Source organism: Candidatus Manganitrophus noduliformans, assembly GCF_012184425.1.
In the GTDB taxonomy this organism is placed as follows: domain Bacteria; phylum Nitrospirota; class Nitrospiria; order SBBL01; family Manganitrophaceae; genus Manganitrophus; species Manganitrophus noduliformans.
In genome coordinates this window covers 1,841,903-1,866,416 of the sequence record NZ_VTOW01000001.1, presented here as the reverse complement: position 1 = coordinate 1,866,416, position 24,514 = coordinate 1,841,903, and the positions used below count along the sequence as shown (strand labels likewise).

Here is a 24,514-nt window from a genome sequence, read left to right as displayed (position 1 = left end):
CAGTGAAGTTTCCGGGGCTGGAAAGGCAAGATTTAAAAGGCTGGATTCGGCCCCTACGGGGCGGAGGAGAACTGCTTTAATCGTGTAAGATGTTCCTCAGCCTCTTCTCTCCATCGAGGATCCCGCTGCTGGCCTAGAAATCGCTCTAGCAACGCCACGGCTTCCTTTCCCTTTCCTTCCTGATCATAGAGCAAGGCGAGGTTGTAGAGGGCACGCGGCTGATTCGGATGTGCGTGGAGGACTGCTTCATAAATCTCTTTTGCCTTTGTGGTCTCTCCCCGTTCGATATGCAGATGGGCAAGGTTTAATCGGGTGGGAAGGTGATCCGGGTCGATTTCCAAAGCCTTCTGATAGGCATTGAACTCCTCGTCGAGGAGACCTTTGAAATTATAGACTAATGCAATATTGTAATAAGCCCGGACATACCGGGGATCGGCGGCGAGAACCTTCTGAAATTCCAGAAAGGCGAGATCATACTGCGCGCTCCGAAGATAGGAGACCCCGAGATCGTTTCTGGCGCGGAGATCCTCCGGGTGGTCTTTCAAATGTTCCAGGTAAAAGCGAACCGCGTCGGCATGATCTTCCCGTACGGTCGCCTCCAGCCCCCGCTGGTGCAGGCTGGAAGCGCACGAGGCGAGAACCATACATGAGCAAAACAAAACGGCGGCTTTGCATCTCCCGGAAAAGAGTCCGAATCGTAATATTGTTCGAAGCACGCGCTGAAACATCTTCTTCGCCCTTACTTTAGACGATCTTCTTCCCGTTTCAATTTCTCTAGCATCTCGTCCGATAGCGTGAATAAAGCCCCCACCCGCTCCTTGTAACGCTCCACCGCCTCATCGAGGACCGCCAGGCCCTCTTCCAGGGCTCGAATCTGGCGGTCGATCGGCTCTTTTTCAATTCCTCTGGGGAATCCCTGAACCCGCGCCAGGGTCTGTTTGATCTTGAGCTCCTCCCGAAGAACCCGTCTCTCTTCTTCTATTTCTTTTCTTTTTTTATCGAGTGTTTCCGCATCATTTCGAAGTAAAACCGCCATCTCCCTCATCTCGATCAGGGAGGCTTCCTCCATGTCGGGCAGCTCAATCTTCGGAAGCGCGGTGATATGAAGCGATCGGGGTCGCCGCAGATTCTCTCTCATTTGCATTTTAGCCAGCATCGAGCGATGAATTTCGTCGGCCCGCTCCTGCTCCCCCCGTCGCACGGATGCTTCCGCCTCGCGAAGAAGCGACGCGATCTCCTCTCCGATCAGATCGTAGAGAAGCTGGGCCTTTTTCTCCCGCTCGGATTGGAGCGTCTGCTCCAATTTCTTTAACTCTCGCCGATCAAGGAGCATTTCCCTCAAGCGGGAGAGAAGCGCTTCGAGGCGGATCTGATCGAGAACGCCGGCTCTCCTTTGCGACTTGAGCGCCTGCACTTCACGAGAGATCTCCTCCGATTGCCGCGCCGACCGATCGAGATGATTCAACACCTGCTGGAACGTCGTATCGAGGGCGCGGATCTCCGAGATGAGCGCGTCGGATCGCTCCGCCGCGGCGGAATCTCCGACGGAGATCGTCATGCTCCCCCATATCAGACCAAAAAGAACGCCGCACCGCAGAAGTCCATGAATGGCTCCGCTAATCCAACAGCCCATACTTGCGCATCTTGTACTGGAGCGAGCTGCGGTGCAGGCGGAGCATCCTGGCCGCCTGTGTCTGATTTCCCGCCGTCTCCTCCAGTGTCTTCTTGATGATGTCACGCTCTAGCATCTCCAAGCGCTCGGTCAGGCCCAATTCGGCCCCCTCCCCGTTCGATTCCGTCGGCGTTGAAACCAGCTGGAGTTCCGGGGGAAGATCGCCCGCTCGAATGACCTCCCCCTCCGAAAGAACGGCGGCCCGTTCGATGACGTTCTCCAGCTCCCGCACGTTCCCGGGCCATGGATAGAGGGAGAGCAGATCGAGGGCTTCCGGGGCCATTTCGAGCTTCTTATGAAGCTCACGACTAAACTTTTGCAAGAAGTAAGCCGTCAGTTCCGGTATATCTCCATGCCTTTCTCTGAGCGGCGGGAGATGGATTTCAATCACCCGGATTCGGTAATAGAGATCTTCTCGAAAGCGGTGCGCTTGAATTTCCTCTTTTAAATCGCGGTTCGTCGCGGCGATCAAACGCACATCGACCCGGATGGTTTTTGTTCCCCCCACCCGCTGAATTTCCCGCTCCTGTAAAAACCGCAGGAGCTTGACCTGAAGGGAGAGGGGAAGCTCGCCGATCTCGTCGAGAAATAAGGTCCCCCCCTCGGCCAACTCCAGCCAGCCTTTCTTCTGGGCCGCGGCGCCCGTAAACGCCCCCTTCTCATATCCGAAGAGCTCGCTCTCCAGGAGATTCTCAGGGATCGCCCCGCAATTGACCGCGATGAACGGGCCGGCATGATGCGCGCTCATCCGGTGGGTCTCTCTGGCGACCAGCTCCTTTCCCGTTCCGGTCTCTCCGAGGACCAACACAGGGGAGGGATAGGGAGCGACCTTTTCAATGAGCCGATAGACTTGCTGCATCCGCTCCGAGCGGCCCACCATCCGTCCGACGGTGTGATTGAGTATTTCTTTCAGGTACCGGTTCTCCGTCAGCAGTCTTCGTTGCTCCAACGCCTTCTCCACCCGTGCTTCGATTTCCGTCAGTGAAAATGGCTTGAGGATGTAGTCGAACGCCCCCTGACGCATCGCTTCCACCGCGGTCTCCACCGTTCCGAACGCCGTGACCATCAACACCGGGGTCTGGGGCGACCTTTTTTTGACCTCGCAAAGGACCTGGAGTCCGCCGACCTCCCCCATCTGAAGATCGGTAATCACCAGATCAATCTCCGTCTCGTTGAAGCGCTCCAGCGCCTCCGCGCCGCTCCCCGCTTCGATGACTTCATGTCCTTTTTCAGAGAAAAGACGGACCAACGACCGCCGCATCGCCTCTTTGTCTTCCGCAATCAACATCCGAATCATCGTTCACTCCGCTATGAAATCAGGGTGGGTGTTTCTATCGGTTCCTGCAGAGGGATCTGAACGATGAAGGTCGTCCCCTTCCCTTCGCCGGTTTCAAAGGTCAGGCTTCCGCCGTGCCCGCGGATGATCCGCTCTGAAATCGCGAGGCCCAGCCCCGTTCCCCCCTGCTTTGTCGTAAAAAAAGGACGAAAGATTTTATCCCGGTGCTCCGATGAAATCCCGGGGCCGGTGTCCGAGACGCGCAGGACGAGATACCGATGTACAATTTCGGCATCAATGCCGAGCTCCCCCTCTTCCCCCATCGCCTGGAATGCGTTCTGGATTAAATTGAGGAGGACCCGCCGGAACTCAATCGGATCGACCGGCGCTTCGGGGAAGGAAGGAGGAATGTTATTCCGGACGACGACCCGCTCCGGCCTTCCGGACGGCGCGGCCAGCGAGAGGGCCGCATCGACAATCTCCCGAAGATCGCTCTTTTCAATACGAAGCAGCGGCATTCGCGCATAAATCAGAAATTCGGTGACGAAGCGGTTCAGATGCCTGATCTCGGCGACCAGGTCCCGGCTCAATTCCTCAAGGTCTCCCTCACCGGACGGAACATGACCTTGCTCATCGCGACCGGCCCTCCCCTTCACCCTTCGGCTGAGCAGCTCGCCGAGCGCCTGAATCGCGGCGAGCGGATTTCGGATCTCATGCGCCATCCCCGCCGAGAGCTCGCCGAGAATCGCCATCTGCCGCTTTAACGCGATCTCCTCTTGCAGGTTTTTCACCTCCGTGAGGTCGGCAAAAACCGCGGTGGCGCCGATTTCTCTTCCTCCCCCATTTTTAATCGGCGAAGCCATCGCACCGATCCAACGTTTCCCCCCCGATGGATCTTCGACCGGGGATTCTTCCCAGGCCGCCTCCCTTCCGGTGGTCACCGTGGTCATGATGATTTTCTCCAAAGGAGCGCAGACGCCGAGCGCCCCCTGAACCGGCCGATCAAGCAGGCTCAATGAGGAGAGGCCGAGTATCTTCTCGGCGGCCGGATTACACGAAGTGATCTCTCCTTTCAGGTTCACCCCCAAGACCCCGCTCGGGATGCTTTTCAGGAGCGTTTGGCTGTATCCTTCAAGGACCTCCGCGCGGGTTCGTTCTTCGTCGTACATTCGACGGAGCAATGCGTCTTTTGTCCGGATCTGATCAATCATCCGGTTAAAATGTTTTCCGAGGTCGCCCAGCTCGTCGTTTCGATTTAAATCGACCGTCGGGTAGCCCTCCTCATTTCCAAGCTCCTCGGTCGCGGAAGTCAGTGTCTGTATCGGACGGATGATCGATTGGGAGATCAGAAAACTGATCAGGAGGATCAATCCTCCGCTGGCAAGGGTGATTCCGATGAACTGGCGGCGGACCCGATCCATGATCTGCATGAAATCGACCCCCACTTCGACCCCGACTCCCGCAATGATCGCTCCCTGCTCATCCTTTAAGGGGGCATAACCGGCTTTATAAAACCGCCCGTCCCGTCCCCGGTAGAGAATGGACGAGACCGCCTGTCCGCGCCATACCTGACCAAGCTCATAGGCGTCGATCTGGAGGAGCAGATCCTCTTCTCCGATCGCTTGCGTTCCATCTAAATCGACGATGACCCTGTTTTGACGATTAAAAAGATGGATGTCTTTCACCTGAGCGGCCTCTCGAATCTTTTCCAACTCCCCCAGGATCAGCCGATAAAGAGAAGTGTCTTCATCCCCGGGCTGAATTCTCAAAATGAAAGCGGGATTCACCGTTCTCGAAGTCAGATCAGCCACCCCGATCAAGCGTCGGGACAATTCCGCGTCGAGTGCCTCGCTTGCAGAGGAGAAGAAAAGCCATCCGCTGAGGGAAAAAACGAGCACGATTAAAAAAATATAGGGGATGATGAACTTAAAAAAGAGCCGGCTGCGGAAAATCGGCCGCTTCATCTGAACAGTTCGGGAAAGCGCCGGCATCTTCGGCCCGCAATAAAAGTGTTTGTCATTGTTTGCTTTCCGGTTGTTGGCGATGTTTTTTTTCTTCGATGCTCCGGATCTTGGCTTTTAATACGCGAAGCGCAATCGGCTTTGCCAGAAATGCCGCTGCGCCCCATTTGATTGCCCGGTCTTGTATCTCCGGAGCGTCTCGCGCCGTCATCACAATGGTTGAAAGTCGCGGGTGGATTTCTCGGATCTCTTTCAATAGCTCAAGGCCGTTGTAATCGGGTAAGCCGACATCCAAAATAAGAAAGTCGATTGAAGAAACATCTAATATTCGCCAGGCGTCCGCTCCGCTACCCGCTTCCATCACTTCATACCCTTCGCGGCGAAGGCTGATTGCGATGTTTTTCTGCAAAACCGGTTCATCCTCGACAATTAAGATTTTATTTTTCAAGATGATGTTTCTCTCCCTCACTATCCCAAGGTTCAATGCCCTTTCAGCGCTACAGCGAAGGGCAAATATAATGCCGAAGCGCCGGACGAGGCATATTGATATATTCACCTGTAAATACGCAGAAAAATAATCGTTTACTTTTAGCCGTCGGAATTGTTCCGGGTCAATTCACCCACGATGGGGGATTTGCCCCACGACTTGGGGGAAATGTCCCAATGGTCGATCAACAACAAATCCGGGTGTTACCTTCAGGTTGAATTCGAACGCCCAGAATTGCGATGAATCGATGACCGCTGGAAAAGTCGATCGTGTTTGGAACATAAATTGCTATTCTCATGTTCTTAAGCGCATTGACTCGTTGCCGGCAATGGGCTAGATTAATCGGAGATTTTGAAGTGACTCGGATCTATTTCCTCTACCCGCGTTTAAAGTCTAATGGCGATTGAAAAAAAACGTTCATTTAATCTGCTCCGCCGGTTCGCGCTTCTGAGTTTCCTCTCCATTGGCCTGATCACAGCCGTCTCTTCTTTTCTCCTCTCGAACTTTCTTACGCACAACATGCTCCAGCGCGACGCCGTCGTGACGATGGAGTTTGTCCAGACCATCGCGCAAGCGGAGAACACGCGAAGCTATTTCGAGACGGATGATCCCGGAAAAACGAAAACCGTTTTCGAGGCCTTCTTCAAGCAGATTGCCACCATGCCGGAGGTGGTCCGGGCGAATGTTTACAACAGCAACGGATCGATTCTCTGGTCGGATGACGATCGCTTCATCGGCCATCGTTTCAGCCCCAACCCCCAATTGGAGACGGCGCTTTCGGGAAAACTGGCCGTCACGAGCGGGACTTCCGGGAAATCATCAAAACCGGAGCACGTTTTCGATCAGGAGGTTCCCTTTTTCGCCGAGATTTATATCCCCATTTGGAACATCAGGGAGAACAAAGTCGTCGGAGTGGTAGAAGTTTACAAAGTTCCGCTCACCCTCTTTCATGCCATCAAACAGGGAAACCGGCTGGTCTGGTTGAGCGCCGGTTTAGGAGGCCTCTTTCTCTATGCCTCTCTTTTTTGGATCGTCCGCCGCGCGGCGCAAGTCATTCGGCGTCAGCAGGAGCAGCTCGTCGAATCCGAAACGATGGCCGCCATCGGAGAGATGGCTTCGGCCGTGGCCCACGGCATCCGGAATCCGCTCGCCTCCATCCGCTCCTCCGCGGAGGTGGCATTGGAAGAGAGCCCCCCTTTTCGCGCCACCGCCGAGGAGATCATTCATGAGACGGACCGCATTGAGGATTGGATCCGAGAACTGCTCGTCTACTCCAAGCCGCCGAGCGGGAATCCCGCCTCCATTCAAATCAACGGCCTGATCCAATCGACGCTCGACTCCCTTGATCGGGAGATAAAAAAAAGGAACGTGAAGCTGACGCAAAAGCTCGATCCGGCTTCTCCCCTCGTCCACGCGGATGAGGGATTGATGCGCCACGTCCTCATCAGCCTGATCGCCAATTCACTCGATGCCATGCCGGACGGGGGGGAGCTAACCGTGTCGAGCCGAATCGAGAAAAGCGACAGCCGGGTGGAGGTCGTGATTAAAGACACCGGGTGCGGCATCCCGATCGAGCAGATGGACAAGATTTTTAAACCGTTTTATACGACGAAATCAAAGGGGATGGGGGTTGGACTCTCGCTGGCCAAACGGATCATCGAGCGGCACGGCGGAATCTTGCGGCTGGAAAGCGAAGCGGCGGTTGGAACCACGGTTTTTATGCACATTCCATTAGCGAGGTAGATCGATGTCGTACGCCACGCTCATCATTGAAGATGAAACGACGCTGGCAAGAAACATGAAGACGTATCTGGAACGCTATGGATACGAGGTCCGAATCGCCCAGAGCGCCGAGGAAGGATTCCAGCAGCTCGATTCGTTTAAGCCGGACGTCATCTTACTCGATCTACAGCTGCCGGGAATGAGCGGCCTTGACGCCCTCGCTCGGATAAAGGAACGCGACGCGCAGGTGAAGATCGTCATCATCACCGCACATGGGAACATTGAAACGGCAGTCGACGCGATGAAGGCCGGCGCTTATGACTTTATGAATAAACCACTGGTCCTCGCGAAACTGAAGGTCCTCCTGGACAAGGCGGTCGGCCAGTCCAAGCTGGAAGGGACCCTCTCTTATTACAGAGAAAAAGAAGCGGGTGAAAGCACCCTTTCCGCCCTGATTGGAGAGTCGCCCCCCATGCGCTCCTTGAAACATCAGATCGAGCAAATCATCGATTCGGAGCGGAAGTTGACGGAAGGAGACCCGCCGGCGGTTCTGATCACCGGTGAGACCGGCACGGGAAAAGAGCTGGCGGCCCGGGCGCTTCATTATAACGGTCCGCGAAAAAACGGCCCTTTCATCGAGATTAATTGCGCCTCCATTCCGACCCACCTTTTGGAGGCGGAGCTCTTCGGTTATGAACGAGGCGCCTTCACCGACGCGAAAGAGAAGAAGATCGGCCTTTTCCAGGCGGCGGAAGGAGGAACCCTCTTTTTAGATGAGATCGGGGAAATTGAAATTTCCCTTCAAGCCAAATTGCTCAAAGCGCTTGAAGACAAAGTGATCCGCCGCATCGGGAATATTCGAGAACAGAAGGTCGACGTCCGCATCGTCACCGCGACAAACCAATCACTGGAAGAAGCCGTCCGCCAAGGACGATTCCGCTCCGACCTTTTTTTTCGCCTTCGAATTATCAATCTGGAGCTTCCTCCCCTCCGCAGCCGCGGGAATGACATCCTGCTTCTTGCAGATCATTTTTTAACGATTCAATCGCGGCGCTACGGGAAACAAGGAATGCGCTTTAGCCCCGAAGCGGAAAAAGTGCTCCTCAATTATTCCTGGCCCGGCAACGTGAGAGAACTTCGGAACATGATTGAACAGACTGTCCTCCTCTCCCGTGACAGCGTTATCGCACCGGAGCAGCTCTCGCTCCTTACCGGTCTTATCAAAATGAATCAGGTCGATCGGCAAAAGGAAAATATGGACCGTTTCCCCCTTCCTCTCCAGGGCATTTCATTGGAAAAGGTGGAGCGCGACTTTGTCCTTCAGGCTCTTGAGCAAACTTCCTGGAATGTCACACAGGCAGCAAAGCTCCTGGGACTGACCCGCGATACGCTCCGATACCGGATGGATAAGTATAAACTTGAGCCCTCTTCTTCTTAATAGAACTCCGGTCCACATCTAAGCGGAACCGCCTTGATTCTTTCGCTGAAAAATTTACCAGTCCACCTGGACGGCCCGCACCCCCTGCATCAATAAATGGCTCAGCCGCCTAAAATTCCTCCTCGACGGATGAATTTTAGGCGGCTCCACGCACACAACATTCCTGTGAATGGGGCAATCCCCCCGTTTCGCAGCGATATCACCCAATGCTCCCGAAGAACGCTCCGATACACCCACGAGCGGTATAGTCCTTTTCTTAAAGATTTCAATCGGATCAACAATTGATCTTGATTTTCTCCCATTTTGGCATCCGGTTTGCTCTATACGGCGGCGTGATTGGAGTAATCGTAATTGAACCAAATCCAATCACCAAATCAAAAAACTGTATTCTGAAAAAGAAGGAGAATCCAATGTTCGATCTCTATTTTGGTTTTGGGGCAATTGTGTTGTTCGCGTTTTTCTACGTCAACCTCGCTTGGGCTCTGCTCTCGGCCCATACCCCTCCGCCCGGCATCATCGGGAATGACGGCAAGCCGGAACGGATCATTTCAGAGGTTTACACACGGGAGCAGGGAGTATCTGTTCTCAATGCCACACTTCGAGTTCCAGAGATGAAGAAGCAGACGGCTTCATCGAATCGCTGACGGCAATTCATCGTGAACGAAGGGAATGTAGAGGCAACTCGGCTTGTCGGCCAACGCCGAGGAGGATGGGGCCCCATCCTCCTCCGTTATGAACGGACCACGGAACACAGACGAAACATACAATGCCTAATTCGGCTTCCCTAAATATCAATCGTCATTGACGCTACATGCTTGAGTGGTATTATTTGAATTAACAATTGTATTTTGCTCCGATAATAGCACCCCTGACCGAAAGGCAGGCCCGCAAAGTCATTGGCCTACGTCTTGCCCAAGAAAGCAAGATATGGCATGAAGGACCGCCGAAGAGCTAAAAAGACGATCCCTATGCTCTTATCGGCAGAGTGTAGGGATTTTTATTTGTGGAGGAAGCAAAAGTGACGGACAGACGTTCACACCCGAGAAGGGCCATGACCGGTTGGGTTGAAATATGGGGACAGGGAGCCGATGACACTCTCAGTGGCTATGTAAGCAATGTCAGTTTGGGTGGTATCGCCGTTTACACCAAAGAGATCCTCTCGCCCGGCACCACAGTCCTGATTACAATACATTTTTTCGGCAAGCAGCGCCTAGAATCAGTAAGGGCAATCCGAGGGGAGGTTGTCTCTTCTCTGAAATTGGATAAAAACTTTCAATTAGGCATCCGCTTTCTAGAACCGATCTCAAAAGAAAATGGATCAGCTCTGTTTACATATCTTACTGAATAGTTAAGGCAACGAGATTCGAGGGGGGTTCATAACAGAAGAACATACACATCAGTCAACACGTTTGAGCTTAAAAGGAACTCTCATCTGGAATTACGACGACGGCAGTGATTCTTTTGACGGTCAGATCATCACTTTAACTCCCGCCGGCGTGGGACTTCATGCGACCAGGCCGATCCCGTCTGATACGCGAGTGCAAACCATTCTTACTTTTATGAATTCAGAAGGGAGAGAATACAGCGAATCAGTTTATGCGTGGGTGGTATGGCAACCTGTATTCATTTGGTTGAAGTCCAAGACGACTCACAAAACCATCGGGTCAGCTCTTGTACAGGAAGCGGTCGGTATTACAAACCCCATTGAGTAGGGAGGAAGCGATGCAAGAGATCATCAAACCGTTTCTGTTGTTCTCCGTGATCACGGCATTCTGGGCTTCGACCGCTCAGGCGGCCATCGACATTTCTTTCAAGAATCCGGAACGCTACACCGATGCGGGACGCTACCTGGGCGATCGGGTCTCCGAGCAGGTCATTCAAGAGCTTAAAGAATACCCGGAATCGCTTGGAGAGCGTTATCTCAAACCGAACCAGAGTCTAAAAATCGAAATCCTTGATATCGACCTCGCCGGCTGCTATGAGCCGTTTCACCAGGGCGGGTTTTCGGATGTGCGGATTTTGCGCGAGGTGACCTGGCCGCGGATCAAAGTCCGTTATGCCCTGGAGGAAAACGGCGAGGTCACGCTCCAAAAAAATGTCACTGAAATCTCAAAAACAAAGGTTCTAAGATCGTCCACGAAGGCCAGCCACCACCTTATTCTTGCCATCCAACGGTCGAATTCTACACTTTAATTTAACAATAAATAACGGGATTCTGATTCTCCAAATCCGATGTTGCAATTCGACCGACGATTGAGCCGACGACAGCCAAGATAATAAGACCAGTGAGATATAGTAGAACCAGAGGAAGAGGAATCCGCTCAACGCCCCGTAGAGAACGGTATAGCTTCGCGCCACCGAGATATACCATTCGAAAAACCTCTTCGAGAATTCGAGGAGGATCGATAAGTTGTCGATCATTAGCGGGATTGACCGAAAAATGGAACTGTTAATTTCTCAAAAGATTTTTGAAGATTTTTTCTTTGCAAAAACGATCGCCCTTATTGGTTCTTCCAGTTCGAGGGGTTTTGTGGAGTGACTGGGGATCGGAACATCGGATTGTGAACATGCTGAATAGGATGGGTCATTCGGATCCGATTTTAAGGTCCACAAAAATGATCGAAAATGCGTGTTAACGGAGATTAGACGGTGGAAGGGGTGGGTTCCACCTTGGTTTCGCTCTTCTCCCATCCCCATTCGCCAAGCAGCCGGAGCGCCGCCTCGCGCTCCGGAATGTAGAGGGCCACCGAAGCGATATCCCCATCACGCGGCGTATAGCTCAGAGACATCGGAAAGATCTTCTCTCCCCGCCGGGTCGCCAGGATTACGAACCGCTCGCCGTTCTTAGAGAGCGCGCTCTTGGCCGCAGCGGCCAGATCCTCCGCCTCTCTTGAGGGACGAAAGACCAGCCTCTCCACCACCGCATCCTTGTGCCGGAATCGGACATCCCAGCGCTCCGTTTCGTGGGGGCCGTCAAAAAGGACCTCCGCTCCCTGCCGCTGAACATATTCCGGTGTTTTCCCCCCTTCCAACGCGTCCACGGCGACATATCCTTTCGGAACCTCAAAGAACTCATTGGCTTGCCCGACGAACATGCTGTTGAGGTGTTCGTTCGAGGTAACCCCGACGGCGACGCCGACCAACTCGAATTGAGCCCGAAGCAGCGTCCGCTCCTCGAGCGCGTTCCCGAAAACAACCGGAAAGCCGGCCTCCTCCGCTTGTCGGCAGAATTTCGGATCGGAGTCGAGAAAAACGACCGGCAGTCCCGCGTCTCGAAGCTCGGCGCCGAGCACCAGCCCCAGTCCATGCGCCCCCAGGATGGCAACCCGATCCCTTCCGGGAAGCCGCAGCCCGAGGAGCGTCGCCACCGGTCGCGCGGTGAACCCTGCGAGAAGGACCGTTCCGGCGATGGTCAAGAACACCAGCGCCCGCAGTCCCGTGCTTCCCGGCATCCCGTTGCTCTCCATCGTAGCGGCGGTGAGGGTTGCAAGGGCCGCCGCCACGATGCCGCGGGGCGCGACCCAGGAGATAAAGAATCTCTCTTGCAGAGAGAGATTCGATCCCCTCGTTGAAAACCAGACGCCCAGCGGACGGACGGCAAAAATCAGCGCTCCCAGAACACCGAGACCTTGCCAGCCGAGGCCGCGCACATCCTCCAGACGGATATCCGCGGAAAGGAGAATGAAGAGAAGCCCCACCAGGAGCACGGTTAATTGATCTTTGAATTCGCGCAAGTCCCGGTCAACGGGGATTTGCGAGTTTCCGACGACGACTCCCGCGATCGTGACGGCGAAAATGCCGCTATGGGGAACGACATGGTCGCAGCCGTGAAAGATCAGAACGGCGGAGGCGAGGGCGAAAATATTCTCGTGTCCGTGCGGCACCACGCGCCTAAAGCGAAGCAGCCGGCCGATCAAGAACCCGCCCGCCATCCCGGACAGGACTCCGAAGCCGAGACGGAGAAGGGTGGTGGCCAACCCGCTCATGACGGTTTTCGCCTCCGGTGTCAAGACAATATCGAACACCAGCACCGCCAAGATCACCCCGATCGGGTCGATCAGGACCCCCTCGGCCTCGAGAATGGTTTTGATCTTCGGCCGAAGACGCATCTCGCGGACCAGCGGGGTGACGACAGTCGGACCGGTGACAACGACGAGGCTCCCGAATAAAAAGGCGAGATCCCAGGACCATCCAAGCAGGGCGCGTACGGCGACCGTTCCCCCGATCAGGCTCACCAGCGCGCCCCAGGTGATCAGCCTTCGGATCGGCAGTTCCTCCCGGCGAAGCCGGGAGAAGACCAGATTCAATCCCCCCTCGAAGAGGATGATCGCAACGGCAAAGTCGACGATCCCGAAAAGCCCGGCGCCCAGGGCGCGCGGCTTCACCCAATTGAGCGCCTCCGGTCCGAGAAGAACGCCAAGAGCGAGAAGCAGAACGATTCCGGGAATCCGCAGGTGCCGGCTAACGCTCTGGGCAAAAACACCCGCCGCCAACGCGACGGCAATAATAAGACCGATATGAGCGGTGTCCATGAAAACTTCTCATAAAGATATTGGAACAGATTTTTTCCAAAGAGCGGAGCGCTCTCCATCATATCCCCTCCGGAAGGAAGAGATTAAGGATTTTAGCACAAGCCGAGGGGGTAAGCTTCCCAAAAATGGGCGATTATCGGAAAAATGTTGCGGTTTGGGAACGTGGTGAAGGGAGGGGATGCGCCGTCGGCAGGGGGGAAATCACATTTTGTAAAACAGGCAGACTTACTTTTTTTGGAGGGAAGAATCGATTTCATAGCCGCTTCCGGACTGTTTTGCCCGATACATCGCTTCGTCTGCACGGCGGATGAGGGTCAGGGCCTCTTTGCCATGCTCGGGAAAGAGAACCATCCCGACACTGGCATAAACGAAAAGAGAACCTCCATCCAGGACAAAGGGCTCTTCAAGCGCCGTCCGAATTTTTCGGATCGCGGCGGGTCCCCCTTCACGGTTCACATTCGGCAATATCACGGCAAACTCATCTCCCCCAATCCGCGCGACGGTATCCGAGTCTCGGAGCGCCCGCTTCAGGCGCACTCCGACCTCTTGCAGGACGGCGTCCCCGACCGGATGGCCCAATGAATCATTGATCTCTTTGAATCGATCGAGATCGATGATCAAAAGCCCGAAGGACCCCTTTTCTCTTTGCGCGGCGAGGAGAGTATGGTTGAGCCGATCGAGGAACAGGGTCCGATTCGGAAGATTCGTCAACGGATCGTGCGTGGCAAGGTATTCCAGATTGGCCGTTTGCATTTTGCGATCGCTGATATCCCGGGCGATGGTCGAGAGAAACTCGACCTCTCCCCCCGACGTTCGATGGGCGAGGATCACTTGCGATACAGGCACCTCCCGCCCCGAGCGATCGATCAATGCCGTCTCCCCGCTCCACGATCCATGACGAATGGCCGATGGAATCGCTTCCCCGATAAGAAGCGTTCGGGTCCATTCCGGGACGACATCAGACAATTTAATAACAGGGAGGGGTCCGTCAGACTGAAGCCCAAGCAGCGTTCGACCGGTTTTGTTTAGATAAACGATCTCGCCATCGGCATTGGTAATCGCGACCAAATCGGTGGTCTCTTCCAGCGTTGCGACCAACCGCATCCGCTCCTCCTCTAAGCGCATCCGCGGGGTGATATCTTTTCCCGTGGAAACATAGCGGACAATGGCCCCCTCCGCATTGATAAGCGGCGTGATCGTTTTCTCTTCGTAATAAATCGAGCCGTCTCTTCTCCGGTTAATCAGCACCCCTCGAAACACGCGCCCCGCTCGAATCGTATCCCAGAGCTGCTTGTAAAACGCCGCGTCCTGCTTTCCCGATTTGACCAGTCGCGGCGTTTTTCCGACCGCTTCCTGTTTGCTGAAGCCGGTCTGCTTTTCGAAGGCCGGGTTGACATATTCGATCCGGCCCGCAGGGTCGGTGATGACAACCGAATCGGCGGTCTGCTCCACGACACTCGAGAGGATCTTTCCCTCCTTTTCATCTCGCCATATCGGTTCGATCCCCTTCTGCCCAGCCTGAACAGAAGATTCCTCGATGAGATCAACCTCCTTGAGAAGTCGTTCTCTTTTTGAATGTTTCTTCATGATGCACGATCCTATTTTTTACGCTGATCCGGCACTCATATTGAATATTTTCTCGCACCTCCCTGAAAAAGGGCAACCCCCCATATGGGGTATTGCGATGAAGACACCCCTTCCGTTCTTTGCAATGAAATACCACTTTCGGGGGGTTGTCCCCTTGCCGCCGCCTGGGTCAAAATGGCAAGAGGTGATGGATGATCTATCCTTACGAGCATTAGAATCGTTGAACCTTCGAGAAAGGAAATAACATGAAAGAGCTGCAAAAAGAATCGATGACGATCTCCTGGACCTCCGGCGTCCAACTTACCGTAGCGGTCCGCGGCCACCGGCTGATCATCGATCAGCCGAAGGAGGAGGGGGGCGACGATCAGGGAATCACGCCGGTTGAAATGTTCATCGCCTCGCTCGGTGCCTGCATCGGCTACTTCGCCGTCCGCTTCTGCCGGCGCCACAACCTCCCGACGGAGGGGCTCGCGGTGGCGGTGTCGTGGGATTACGCCGAGCAGCCGCACCGGATCGGGGCGATCAGCACGCGGGTCAATCTGCCGAAGGGGTTTCCCGCGGCAATGAAAGACCGGCTTCAGAAGGTCGTGGAGGGGTGCACCATTCACAACTCGCTGACCCATCCGCCGCAGATCGAAGTTCTGCTTCAGGAAGGTTGACCGGATCGGCAGGGTGATTGAAGCGAACTCGATAAGGGAGGTTAAATTGAACAAAACAGGTTACATCCGATGGTTTAATGAGATCGGGATCAACGATGTCCCCCTCGTCGGCGGGAAAAACGCGTCGCTCGGAGAGATGGTTCGGGAGCTGTCGGCCAAGGGGGTGAAAGTCCCGAACGGATTCGCCGTCACCGCCGAAGCCTACCGTTATTTCTTGCTGGAGGCGAAGCTCGATCAAAAGATCGCGGAGACTCTCCGCGGCCTCGACACCCACAACATCGGCGATCTTCGCCGGAGGGGTCTTCAGATCCGCCAGGCGATCCTCTCGGCCACCCTCCCCGCGGATCTCGAAGAAGAAATGATTGCGGCGTATGACGACCTCAGCGAGGAGGCTCCCCACCCGCTCGACGTCGCCGTCCGAAGCAGCGCGACGGCGGAGGATCTCCCCGACGCCAGCTTCGCCGGCCAGCAGGAGACCTATCTAAATGTGCAGGGGCACGCGGCGCTCCTTGACAGCTGCAAACGCTGCTTCGCTTCCCTTTTTACCGACCGCGCCATCTCCTACCGGGCCGACAAAGGTTTTGATTCGCTGAAGATCGCCCTTTCCATCGGGGTCCAGCGCATGGTCCGCTCCGACCTCGCCGCCTCCGGCGTGATGTTCTCGATCGACACCGAAACCGGCTTCAAAAACGCCGTCCTCATCAACGCCGCCTATGGTCTGGGAGAAAATGTCGTCCAGGGCTCGGTCAATCCCGATGAATACACCGTCTTCAAGCCGACCCTGCTTCACGGTTTCCGACCCATTCTTCAGAAAATCGCCGGAAATAAGGAATTCAAATTGGTATACGACATCGGGGGGGGAAAGATGACGAAGAACATCCCGGTCCCGGCGGACGACCGGATTCGCTTCGCTCTGACCGACGAGGAGATCCTCACCCTCGCCCGCTGGGCCTGCGTGATCGAAGACCATTACAGCGCCAAAGCCGGACGCGAAACCCCGATGGACATGGAGTGGGCGAAAGACGGTTTGACCGGCGAGCTCTTCATCGTCCAGGCCCGCCCGGAGACGGTCCAGTCGCAGCGGGACCGGAATGTCATGGAGATCTACCGGCTCAAGAAACGGGGACAGATCCTCGTCACCGGCCGGAGCGTGGGGGAGAAGATCGCGACCGGCAAAGCGCACGTCATCAAGAATGTGCAACAGCTGCATCAATTCAACGCCGGCGAGATCTTGGTGACCGACAAGACCGATCCCGATTGGGAGCCGATCATGAAGAGGGCGGCGGCGATCATCACCAACCGGGGAGGACGGACGGCGCACGCCGCGATTGTCAGCCGCGAATTGGGGCTCCCCGCCATCGTCGGGGCGGAGCGGGCAACCGAGGTATTAAAGGACGGCCAAGAAATCACCGTCTCCTGCGCCGAGGGAGAAACCGGATTTGTCTATGAGGGAAAACTCCCCTTCGACATCGACCGGATCGATCTCAAAGGAATCGGCCGGCCGAGAACGAAGGTCATGATGAACGTCGCCAATCCCCAGGAGGCGTTCGGCCTCTCGTTCATCCCGAACGACGGCGTCGGGCTGGCGCGGGAAGAGTTCATCATCAGCAACTATATTCAAATCCACCCGATGGCGCTGATCGACTACGACAAACTGGAAGACCCCTCGGTCAAAACCGAAATCGATCGATTGACCGCGGGATATGCCGACAAGCCGCAATTCTTCATCGACAAGCTCGCGCAGGGGGTGGCGATGATCGGGGCGGCCTTCTACCCGAACGACGTCATCGTGCGGCTCAGCGATTTTAAGACGAACGAATATGCCAACCTGATCGGCGGGAAAAAATACGAGCCGACCGAGGAAAACCCGATGCTCGGCTTCCGCGGCGCCTCGCGTTACTATCACCCGAAATACCGGGACGGATTTGCGCTCGAGTGCCGGGCGATGAAAAAGGTTCGGGATGAGATGGGGCTGAAGAATGTGAAGCTGATGGTCCCCTTCTGCAGGACGGTGGAGGAGGGGAAGAAGGTCATCGCCGAGATGCGCAAACACGGCCTCCAGCAAGGCAAGGACGGGCTGGAAATCTACGTCATGTGCGAGATCCCGAGCAATGTTCTCCTCGCCGAGCAGTTCGCCGAGCTCTTCGACGGTTTCTCGATCGGCTCAAACGACCTGACGCAGTTGGTCTTGGGAGTCGATCGCGATTCGGCGATCGTGGCGTCGATCTTCGACGAACGCAATCCGGCGGTCAAAAAAATGATCGCCACGGTCATCCGCGCGGCGAAAGCCAAAGACCGGAAGATCGGCATCTGCGGCCAGGCCCCCAGCGACTATCCGGAGTTCGCCCGGTTTCTGGTCGAGGAAGGGATCGACAGCATCTCGCTGAATCCCGATGCGGTGATGAAAACGACCCTGATGATTCTGGAAACCGAACGGGAAGAGGCCGCCTGACGGTGTAGTTTTTCTTCTTACCGACTGGAGGAATGTGAAACGATACAAACGATTGGATCGCGAGCCTGATTCCGTTTCGCCCGACAAAGAAGCGGCCCCGGCGCTCACTTTCCTGGGGGCGACCGGAACCGTTACCGGGTCGAAGTATCTCTTTTCGGCCGGCTCGAAAAAGATTCTGATCGACTGCGGCCTCTTTCAAGGGTTCAAGCAGCTCCGCCTTCGAAACTGGGAAGCCCTTCCGATCGAGCCGAGGGAAATCGACGCGGTGATCCTCACCCACGCCCATCTTGATCACAGCGGCTATTTGCCGCTTCTGGTCCGGGACGGTTTCGCCGGAAAGGTCTATTCCACCCCGGCGACGCGGGACCTCTGCCGGATTCTCCTCCCCGACAGCGGCTATCTTCAAGAAGAGGATGCGGAGTACGCCAACCGCCATCACTTTTCCAAGCATGCCCCGGCCCTCCCGCTTTACACTCGGGAAGACGCGGAGCGCTCGCTTCATTCGTTTCGGACCGTCGAATTCGGCAAGGCGTTCGATCTGGGAGAAGGATTGACGTTCCAATTCCTTCCGGCCGGACACCTCTTGGGCGCCGCGCTCACCTCCCTTCAGTTCAACGGAACCTCGCTTCTCTTCTCCGGAGACCTGGGACGTCCGAACGATCTGCTGATGGCGCCGCCGTCGGTCATTCGAAAGACCGACTATCTCGTGATCGAATCGACCTATGGAGACCGCAGTCACGATCCGGCCGATCCGCAAAAGATTCTCGCCGAGATCATCAACCGGACCGCCGCGCGGGGCGGGGTGGTCGTAATCCCCGCCTTCGCCGTCGGCCGCGCCCAGACCCTTCTCTACGCCATTCATCTTCTGAAAGAAGCGAAGGCGATCCCCGACCTCCCGGTCTTCCTCAACAGCCCGATGGCGATCGAGGCGACCGGCCTCTATTACGAGCACCTCGGCGAACATCGCCTGAACGAGGCGCAATGCCGGGCGATGGTCCGGACCGCGCACCTGGTCCACAGCGTGGAGGAATCGAAACGGGTAAACGCCCTCCGTGATCCGATGATCTTGATCTCGGCGAGCGGAATGGCGACCGGCGGCCGCGTGCTGCATCACCTGAAGACGTTCGCCCCGGACGAGCGAAATACGATCGTCTTCGCCGGATATCAGGCCGGGGGAACCCGGGGCGCCGCGATGGCGGCGGGGGCGAAGACGATCAAGATCCACGGCGAATATATCCCGATTCGAGCGGAGGTGATCGTCCTCGACCAATTCTCGGCGCACGCCGACGCCGACGAAATCCTCGACTGGCTCGGCCGCTTCGCGGTCCCGCCGAAAGAAACCTTCATCACGCACGGCGAGCCGGAAGCGGCCGACGCGCTCAGACACCGAATCGAAGAGAAGGTGCGATGGCGCTGCCGCGTCCCGGACTATTTGGAGTCGGTGGAATTGGGATAACCCTTCCCTGTGATGACGTGGCCATCCGCCCCTCTCCTTCAACGATTGTCCATTCCGTCTACTCCCTTGAACACCCGGACATCCCTGTCATTTGCCTCTTTACAGCCCCCTTTTTAAACCGCCCGTAATTGCTTGCAAAAAAGAAAAGCCGATGCCGCATCTGCCCGGCATCAATCCTGCTCTATCAAAAGGCAAGGGAGCGAACGGCGGGCAGGAAGACGAACCGATGGAGGGTTGCCCGGAAAGCGAGGGTTTGACAAGGAAAGCTCCCCCTCCATCCCACATCTACAGAAGGAAAGAGAGGAGGCGATAAGGTGAGACCGGCCGTGCGGAAAGGAATTCTGAGAGGGACGGGAATCGCACTTGTGCTGATCTTCCTTGCGACAGACGCAAGCGCTGTCGCGGCGGAGAATGCTCCGCCGTCCATTCACGGCGAAACGGAATATGTGATCCTCCTGGACCAACTCGCCCGGACGAGGCGGGAGGAGGAAACGCTCCTCGGAATGATGAGAGAAACAACAAAGGCGGCATCCCAACCTCATGCCGAATACCTTCTCTACCAGGGGAGTCTTCATTTCGCCGAGCAAGATGCACGGTTGGCTCAAGTAAAAATGGAAAAAAGAAAAATACTCCAAAGACTGGCCCTGCTGCAAGAGGCGACGGGTCGCTCCACCCGCCTCCTCTACGGATGGGCGGACGACTCCGCCGGCCGTGGTTCCCCCCCCTACAGCGGGGCCCCTCTTCTCTCCTTTTATGATGCGACTTATGATGCGACGCGGCCGGCTCCGGGCGCCCTCCCCTACTTCTCTTTGGAATCGCCCTCTTTCGCCTTTTTTTCATCGCCGCTTTGACACTGGCCATCTTTCTCCCCGTGATGGCGATTGAGAAGGGAACCGTCCGCCTGCGCCGCAAGGGGAGGAGATGGATCGCATCGCACTACACCCGAATGAAGCAAGGTCTCCGCGGAGATCCTCCCGGCGAAATCGTCAGGAGACGGATGGGAAGAGGACCCCATGGAAAAACACCCAAAACCGCTTGAGACCTGAAAAGACGATTGATGAAAAGATAAAGATAAGGAGAACGATCATGCGTGGAACAGACTATTGGATTGGGGGCAAAACACTTTGGGAAATGGATGCCTCGCATATGATGGAACGGGAAGTCGTCTCCTTCACATCCGACGCTTCCTGCCATGACCTTTCGGAAGCAATGATCAAAGGACGCTTCGGCGGAATTCCGATCGTCGACACCGAGAGACGGCTCATCGGGATCGTCACCGAATTCGACCTCCTCAACGCCCTGCTCGCCGGATTGGATTTAAGGGAAACCTCGGCGAGAGAGGTGATGTCGGAGCCGATCTGCATCACGGCGGAGATGGCGGCGGAGGAGATGATGGTTCTTTTTCAATCAGGCCATCTCATCCGTGTCCCGGTGGTCGACAAGGAGAACCGTTTAACCGGGATGGTCACCCGCCGGGATCTCCTGGCCGGTTATCTCGAATCGTCCTTGGGACCGCTCCCCGTATTTTAGAAGATTGCGGATCGGGAAAGAGGATAGAGACGTCCCGGCGGGACGTCTCTCATCTGCAATCGAATGGAGGAACCAGCCATGGAAAAGGTGAATAAAATTTTCGTGCCGACCGACTTTTCGTCGTGCTCACAAGCGGCGATCGCTTATGCGGTTTTTCTCGCGCAACAGCTGAACGCGACGCTCCTTCTGACCCATATTTTAACCCCGCTCAGCTACCCGCTCGATTTTGCGCTGATCGAATACTCCGAATTCGATCGGGTGCAGGCCAGCCAGGCGCTCGATCGGATCGCGCGCCCTTGGCAACAGAAGGGGATCCAGATCGAGACCCATCTCTTCAAGGGAGATCCGGCCACGGAGATCGCCGATAAGGCGAAGCGTCTGGAATGCGATCTCATCGTGATGGGAACCCACGGGAGAAGCGGCATGGCCCATTTGATGATGGGAAGCGTGGCCGAGAGGGTCGTCCGAACCGCGTCGATCCCGGTCCTGACCGTCCGGTCGTGGACAGAGAAAGAGGCGGAGAAAGTTCCCCAAGTAGAAAAGCTCGAAGAACAAATGGCGGCAGCCGGTTCCTCGGGCAACTGGGGAATCATGATTTGATTCGAATCGGTTGCCGCAGGGGCGAGGCGGCGCCTCGCCCTGATCCGTCATTAAAAGAAGGGCGACCCATCGGGTCGCCCCGACGATAAATTGTTCTCGCCTTCCTGAAACATCCAACTCATTCCCTTTCATTCCTCTTTCGCCGCATCATCTCATTCGATAGACCCCCCTCTTCTCCTCTACCGAAAACACCCCTTTCGGGCGAAAACACCCCTTTCGGGGCGTTGTGCCCCGCGCGATGATCCGGCAAAATGGCATCATGTTCAACAGAAGTGAAAGACGCTGAACTTCTTCAAGCCGTTTAAGACAAGCGCAAGGAACCGACAACCAGGAATACATCGCCAAGGAGGAGAATCCGATGAGATGTTTGAGATGCCGGGGGATGATGGTGGAAGAGCGGGTCTTTACAATGGAAGGGGGGATCGCCATGGCGCGGTGCGTCTGTTGCGGCGACCTGATCGATCCGGTCGTGATCCGGAATCGATCGGTCCCCTGCTCCGCTGAGGCACGAGGAGGGAGGCACTACCGGCTGGGGATTGCTTAATCGGCCGGAAGGTTATACGCCGAGCATCGGTCCGGACAAGATTTTGGAGACGAGGGTGGCCCGGTTGTGAACGTCCATCTTTTGATAGATCTTCTTGAGATGTCCTTTGACGGTCAGCTCGCTGATGAAGAGCCGGTCGGCGATCTCCTTGTTGGCGTCCCCCCGGCAGAGGCACTTGACGACGTCCACCTCCCGGGTGGAGAGATCGAACGTCTCTTGAACCTTCTTCATGTCGATGACCCGCTCGCTCCCCTCGGCCTGGACCACCCAGCGGCTCTGAAGCTGAAGGGCCCGCTTCTCGATTGCGAGACGGACCGCTTCGATCAGCTGCGGCAGATCGTCCTTTGACTTCTCAAGGTAATCGAAAGCCCCTTCCCGCCTCAAAGACTGGATGGCGGTCTTCATGGAAGCGTGGCTGGTCAGCATGATCGCGATGATATCGGGATCGATCTGTTTGGCCTCGTGCAAAACATCGATGCCGTTGATTTTTGGAAGATGGATATCGAGGATCAGAACGCCCGGGTGGGCAAACCGTTCGTGGAGAAAATCGACCGCCTCCTGACCGTCCCGCGCGATGTGGAGCGGATTCGAGATGCCCCCCTTCTTGAGGGAGCGCCGGATCACTTCGATGTCGGAAGGGCTGTCCTCCACCAGAAAGATCGGAATCGACTCTTTGTTGACGGTACTCATATGAGATATAATCCATTGAGAGGTGAACCGGTCATTCGAGATTATATTCTGGTTGTGAGCCGCTGTCAACGACGCGGGAGGGAGGGAAAAGGCCATTGCCTTCTCCCCTTCCCTCTGCTATCATCCGGGCCGATTCGAGCGGCGCGGCAAACATCAAAGATTAAGCCGGATTCGTATGAACGACAGAGAAAAAACGAAAGAACAACTTCTCGCGGAGATCGACCTCCTCCGTCGCCGACTGGCGCAGGCAGAGGAAACCGAGAGCACCCATCGTAAGGCGGGGTTGAAGTTTCAGCGCCTTTTGGAGGTGGCTCCCGATGGAATCATCATCGTCGATCGGGGCGGATTGATCACGCTGGTGAACGCCCAGGCGGAAAAGCTCTTCGGCTATCTCCGTGAAGAGCTGCTCGGCCAGCCGATCGAGATCCTGGTGCCGGAGCGCTTTCGGGGGGCGCATGTCGGCCACCGGGAAAACTATCACACCCAGCCGCGGACCCGGCCGATGGGGGCCGGCCTCGACCTGGCGGGCCGCCGCAAAGACGGGAGCGAGTTCCCGGTGGAGATCAGCCTGAGCCCGATTGAAACAGAGGAGGGGGCCCGGGTCATCAGCATCGTCCGCGACATCACCGACAAGAAGGGGGCGGAACAGAAGCTGCGCGAGAAAATCCGCGAGATGGACGACTTCGTTCATGTCGTCTCGCACGATCTGAAGGAACCGCTGCGGGGAATCGAGGCGTTCGCCGGATTCCTCGCCGAAGATTACGCTCATCTATTAGACAACGAGGGACGCCGCTATGTTCAATTTCTCAAATCTTCCGCCGTCCGGATGAAAGATTTAATCCACGACCTGCTGACGCTCGCCTCGATTTCTCGAAAGGCCCCCGCGCAGCAGAAGATCGATCTCAACCAGATCTTCAGGAAGGTCGAGGAAGATCTCTCTTATACAATCGAGCAGAAGAAGGTCCGGATCTCCCGGAAACATCTCCTCCCGACGGTCGTTTGCGATCCGACCCGGATGGGAGAGCTCTTCAAGAATCTTCTCTCCAACGCCATTAAATTCAATATGTCGTCCGTTCCGGAGATAGAAATCGACCTCAAAGAGGAGAAGGGGTTTTATCTCTTCTCGGTCAAGGACAACGGCATCGGGATCGATCCCCGCTATCAGGCTCAGATCTTCGGACTCTTCGAGCGGCTCCATCCCCAGGAGGAGTTCGAGGGGACCGGCGCGGGGCTCGCCATCTGCAAGAAGATCATCGAGGACTGCGGCGGGAAAATTTGGGTCGAGTCTGCGCCGGGGAAAGGAAGCACCTTCTTCTTTACCCTTCCCCAAAAGGACTCACGATAACATTCATTTTAAGTGGGAGCTGGAAGGCCATGTCGAGTCAAACGCTTCAACCGGTGAAGATCCTCCTGGTGGAGGACAACCTGCAGGATATCGAGATTACCCGGCGCGCCTTCGCCAGAGGAAAGGTAAAAAATGAGCTGATCGTGGTCAGAGACGGGCAGGAGGCCCTCGACTATCTCTACCATCAGGGAAAATACAGCGATCTCATCGCTTTCCCTCGCCCCGGCATGATCCTGCTCGATCTGAATTTGCCGAAGGTCGGCGGGATGGAGGTGCTCCAGCAGATAAAGAAGGATGAGGGGCTGAAATCGATTCCGGTGATCGTTCTGACCGCCTCCCCCCGAGAGGAGGATGTCGTGCGCACCTACAATTTGGGCGTCAACACCTACATCCAAAAACCGGTCGAGTTCGACAACTTCATGCGGGTCGTCCACGCGGTTCAGGAGTACTGGATCGTCATCGCCTCGCTTCCCCCCTCCGGTTAGTCGTCAAAACCCCCCTTTCGTGGGATTGCCGTCGATCCTTCCTGTAGCACACAATGAGCTAACAATAACGAAAGGAGG

22 protein-coding genes and 1 riboswitch are annotated in these 24,514 nt (G+C 56.0%); of the genes, 14 read left to right on the top strand and 8 right to left on the bottom strand.

Annotated elements, in window-relative coordinates; translation table 11 throughout:
* Nucleotides 1-53 precede the first annotated feature (53 nt).
* Genes MNODULE_RS08980 through MNODULE_RS08960 form a run of 5 tightly spaced genes read right to left on the bottom strand, consistent with a single transcriptional unit; the run spans nucleotide 54 to nucleotide 5,357 of the window.
* Nucleotides 54-728, bottom strand: a complete 675-nt coding sequence (locus MNODULE_RS08980) for a tetratricopeptide repeat protein (RefSeq protein WP_168059088.1) — start codon at nucleotides 726-728, stop codon at nucleotides 54-56.
* Nucleotides 729-739: 11 nt separating this feature from the next.
* Entirely contained in the window at nucleotides 740-1,558 is an 819-nt protein-coding gene (locus tag MNODULE_RS08975) for a hypothetical protein (RefSeq protein ID WP_168059087.1), read from the bottom strand.
* A gap of 58 nt (nucleotides 1,559-1,616) precedes the next feature.
* Nucleotides 1,617-2,969 carry a sigma-54-dependent transcriptional regulator gene (locus MNODULE_RS08970; protein ID WP_168059086.1) on the bottom strand — a complete coding sequence of 451 codons (1,353 nt, stop codon included), beginning with the start codon at nucleotides 2,967-2,969 and terminating at the stop codon, nucleotides 1,617-1,619.
* 11 nt (nucleotides 2,970-2,980) lie between these two features.
* Nucleotides 2,981-4,912 carry a sensor histidine kinase gene (locus MNODULE_RS08965; RefSeq protein WP_168059085.1) on the bottom strand — a complete coding sequence of 644 codons (1,932 nt, stop codon included), beginning with the start codon at nucleotides 4,910-4,912 and terminating at the stop codon, nucleotides 2,981-2,983.
* A gap of 52 nt (nucleotides 4,913-4,964) precedes the next feature.
* Complete coding sequence (locus MNODULE_RS08960) at nucleotides 4,965-5,357, bottom strand: response regulator transcription factor (RefSeq protein WP_168059084.1); 393 nt, start codon at nucleotides 5,355-5,357, stop codon at nucleotides 4,965-4,967.
* Between the two features lie 435 nt (nucleotides 5,358-5,792).
* Between MNODULE_RS08960 and MNODULE_RS08955 the strand changes: the two genes are divergently transcribed.
* The 5 genes from MNODULE_RS08955 to MNODULE_RS08935 all read left to right on the top strand — a co-directional run bounded on the left by MNODULE_RS08955 (nucleotide 5,793) and on the right by MNODULE_RS08935 (nucleotide 10,749).
* Nucleotides 5,793-7,139: a sensor histidine kinase gene (locus MNODULE_RS08955; protein WP_168059083.1), complete on the top strand. Its 1,347-nt coding sequence runs from the start codon at nucleotides 5,793-5,795 to the stop codon at nucleotides 7,137-7,139.
* A 4-nt stretch (nucleotides 7,140-7,143) separates the two neighbouring features.
* The gene (locus MNODULE_RS08950) at nucleotides 7,144-8,556 is read left to right on the top strand and encodes a sigma-54-dependent transcriptional regulator (RefSeq protein ID WP_168059082.1); all 1,413 of its coding nucleotides are present in this window, start codon (nucleotides 7,144-7,146) and stop codon (nucleotides 8,554-8,556) included.
* A gap of 281 nt (nucleotides 8,557-8,837) precedes the next feature.
* A complete protein-coding gene (locus MNODULE_RS08945; RefSeq protein WP_168059081.1) occupies nucleotides 8,838-9,200 on the top strand; it encodes a hypothetical protein in 363 nt (120 codons plus the stop codon).
* A gap of 207 nt (nucleotides 9,201-9,407) precedes the next feature.
* Nucleotides 9,408-9,504, top strand: a riboswitch (cyclic di-GMP riboswitch).
* A 55-nt stretch (nucleotides 9,505-9,559) separates the two neighbouring features.
* Entirely contained in the window at nucleotides 9,560-9,904 is a 345-nt protein-coding gene (locus tag MNODULE_RS08940) for a PilZ domain-containing protein (protein ID WP_320412453.1), read from the top strand.
* 374 nt (nucleotides 9,905-10,278) lie between these two features.
* A complete protein-coding gene (locus MNODULE_RS08935) occupies nucleotides 10,279-10,749 on the top strand; it encodes a DUF3016 domain-containing protein (protein ID WP_168059079.1) in 471 nt (156 codons plus the stop codon).
* A gap of 449 nt (nucleotides 10,750-11,198) precedes the next feature.
* Here the strand turns inward: MNODULE_RS08935 and MNODULE_RS08930 are convergent, their stop codons facing one another.
* Both MNODULE_RS08930 and MNODULE_RS08925 read right to left on the bottom strand, forming a co-directional pair.
* A complete protein-coding gene (locus MNODULE_RS08930; RefSeq protein WP_168059078.1) occupies nucleotides 11,199-13,088 on the bottom strand; it encodes a cation:proton antiporter in 1,890 nt (629 codons plus the stop codon).
* A gap of 225 nt (nucleotides 13,089-13,313) precedes the next feature.
* Nucleotides 13,314-14,675 (bottom strand): diguanylate cyclase domain-containing protein, encoded by a 1,362-nt coding sequence (locus tag MNODULE_RS08925; RefSeq protein WP_168059077.1) that lies wholly within the window; start codon nucleotides 14,673-14,675, stop codon nucleotides 13,314-13,316.
* Between the two features lie 245 nt (nucleotides 14,676-14,920).
* Between MNODULE_RS08925 and MNODULE_RS08920 the strand changes: the two genes are divergently transcribed.
* The 7 genes from MNODULE_RS08920 to MNODULE_RS08890 all read left to right on the top strand — a co-directional run bounded on the left by MNODULE_RS08920 (nucleotide 14,921) and on the right by MNODULE_RS08890 (nucleotide 21,916).
* A complete protein-coding gene (locus tag MNODULE_RS08920; RefSeq protein WP_168059076.1) occupies nucleotides 14,921-15,334 on the top strand; it encodes an OsmC family protein in 414 nt (137 codons plus the stop codon).
* 4 nt (nucleotides 15,335-15,338) lie between these two features.
* Nucleotides 15,339-17,786 carry a phosphoenolpyruvate synthase gene (ppsA, locus tag MNODULE_RS08915; RefSeq protein WP_422666750.1) on the top strand — a complete coding sequence of 816 codons (2,448 nt, stop codon included), beginning with the start codon at nucleotides 15,339-15,341 and terminating at the stop codon, nucleotides 17,784-17,786.
* Between the two features lie 52 nt (nucleotides 17,787-17,838).
* Nucleotides 17,839-19,242 carry an MBL fold metallo-hydrolase RNA specificity domain-containing protein gene (locus MNODULE_RS08910; protein ID WP_168059259.1) on the top strand — a complete coding sequence of 468 codons (1,404 nt, stop codon included), beginning with the start codon at nucleotides 17,839-17,841 and terminating at the stop codon, nucleotides 19,240-19,242.
* Between the two features lie 314 nt (nucleotides 19,243-19,556).
* Nucleotides 19,557-20,093: a hypothetical protein gene (locus tag MNODULE_RS08905; RefSeq protein WP_168059074.1), complete on the top strand. Its 537-nt coding sequence runs from the start codon at nucleotides 19,557-19,559 to the stop codon at nucleotides 20,091-20,093.
* Nucleotides 20,094-20,328: 235 nt separating this feature from the next.
* On the top strand, nucleotides 20,329-20,772 hold the full coding sequence (locus tag MNODULE_RS08900; RefSeq protein ID WP_168059073.1) for a CBS domain-containing protein: 444 nt from the start codon (nucleotides 20,329-20,331) through the stop codon (nucleotides 20,770-20,772).
* Between the two features lie 78 nt (nucleotides 20,773-20,850).
* The gene (locus tag MNODULE_RS08895) at nucleotides 20,851-21,372 is read left to right on the top strand and encodes a universal stress protein (protein WP_168059072.1); all 522 of its coding nucleotides are present in this window, start codon (nucleotides 20,851-20,853) and stop codon (nucleotides 21,370-21,372) included.
* A gap of 358 nt (nucleotides 21,373-21,730) precedes the next feature.
* The gene (locus tag MNODULE_RS08890; protein WP_168059071.1) at nucleotides 21,731-21,916 is read left to right on the top strand and encodes a hypothetical protein; all 186 of its coding nucleotides are present in this window, start codon (nucleotides 21,731-21,733) and stop codon (nucleotides 21,914-21,916) included.
* Nucleotides 21,917-21,928: 12 nt separating this feature from the next.
* Here the strand turns inward: MNODULE_RS08890 and MNODULE_RS08885 are convergent, their stop codons facing one another.
* Entirely contained in the window at nucleotides 21,929-22,606 is a 678-nt protein-coding gene (locus MNODULE_RS08885) for a response regulator transcription factor (protein WP_168059070.1), read from the bottom strand.
* Between the two features lie 175 nt (nucleotides 22,607-22,781).
* Between MNODULE_RS08885 and MNODULE_RS08880 the strand changes: the two genes are divergently transcribed.
* Together MNODULE_RS08880 and MNODULE_RS08875 are read left to right on the top strand one after the other, a co-directional pair.
* The gene (locus tag MNODULE_RS08880; RefSeq protein WP_168059069.1) at nucleotides 22,782-23,951 is read left to right on the top strand and encodes a sensor histidine kinase; all 1,170 of its coding nucleotides are present in this window, start codon (nucleotides 22,782-22,784) and stop codon (nucleotides 23,949-23,951) included.
* A gap of 29 nt (nucleotides 23,952-23,980) precedes the next feature.
* Nucleotides 23,981-24,436: a response regulator gene (locus MNODULE_RS08875; protein WP_168059068.1), complete on the top strand. Its 456-nt coding sequence runs from the start codon at nucleotides 23,981-23,983 to the stop codon at nucleotides 24,434-24,436.
* Nucleotides 24,437-24,514 lie beyond the last annotated feature (78 nt).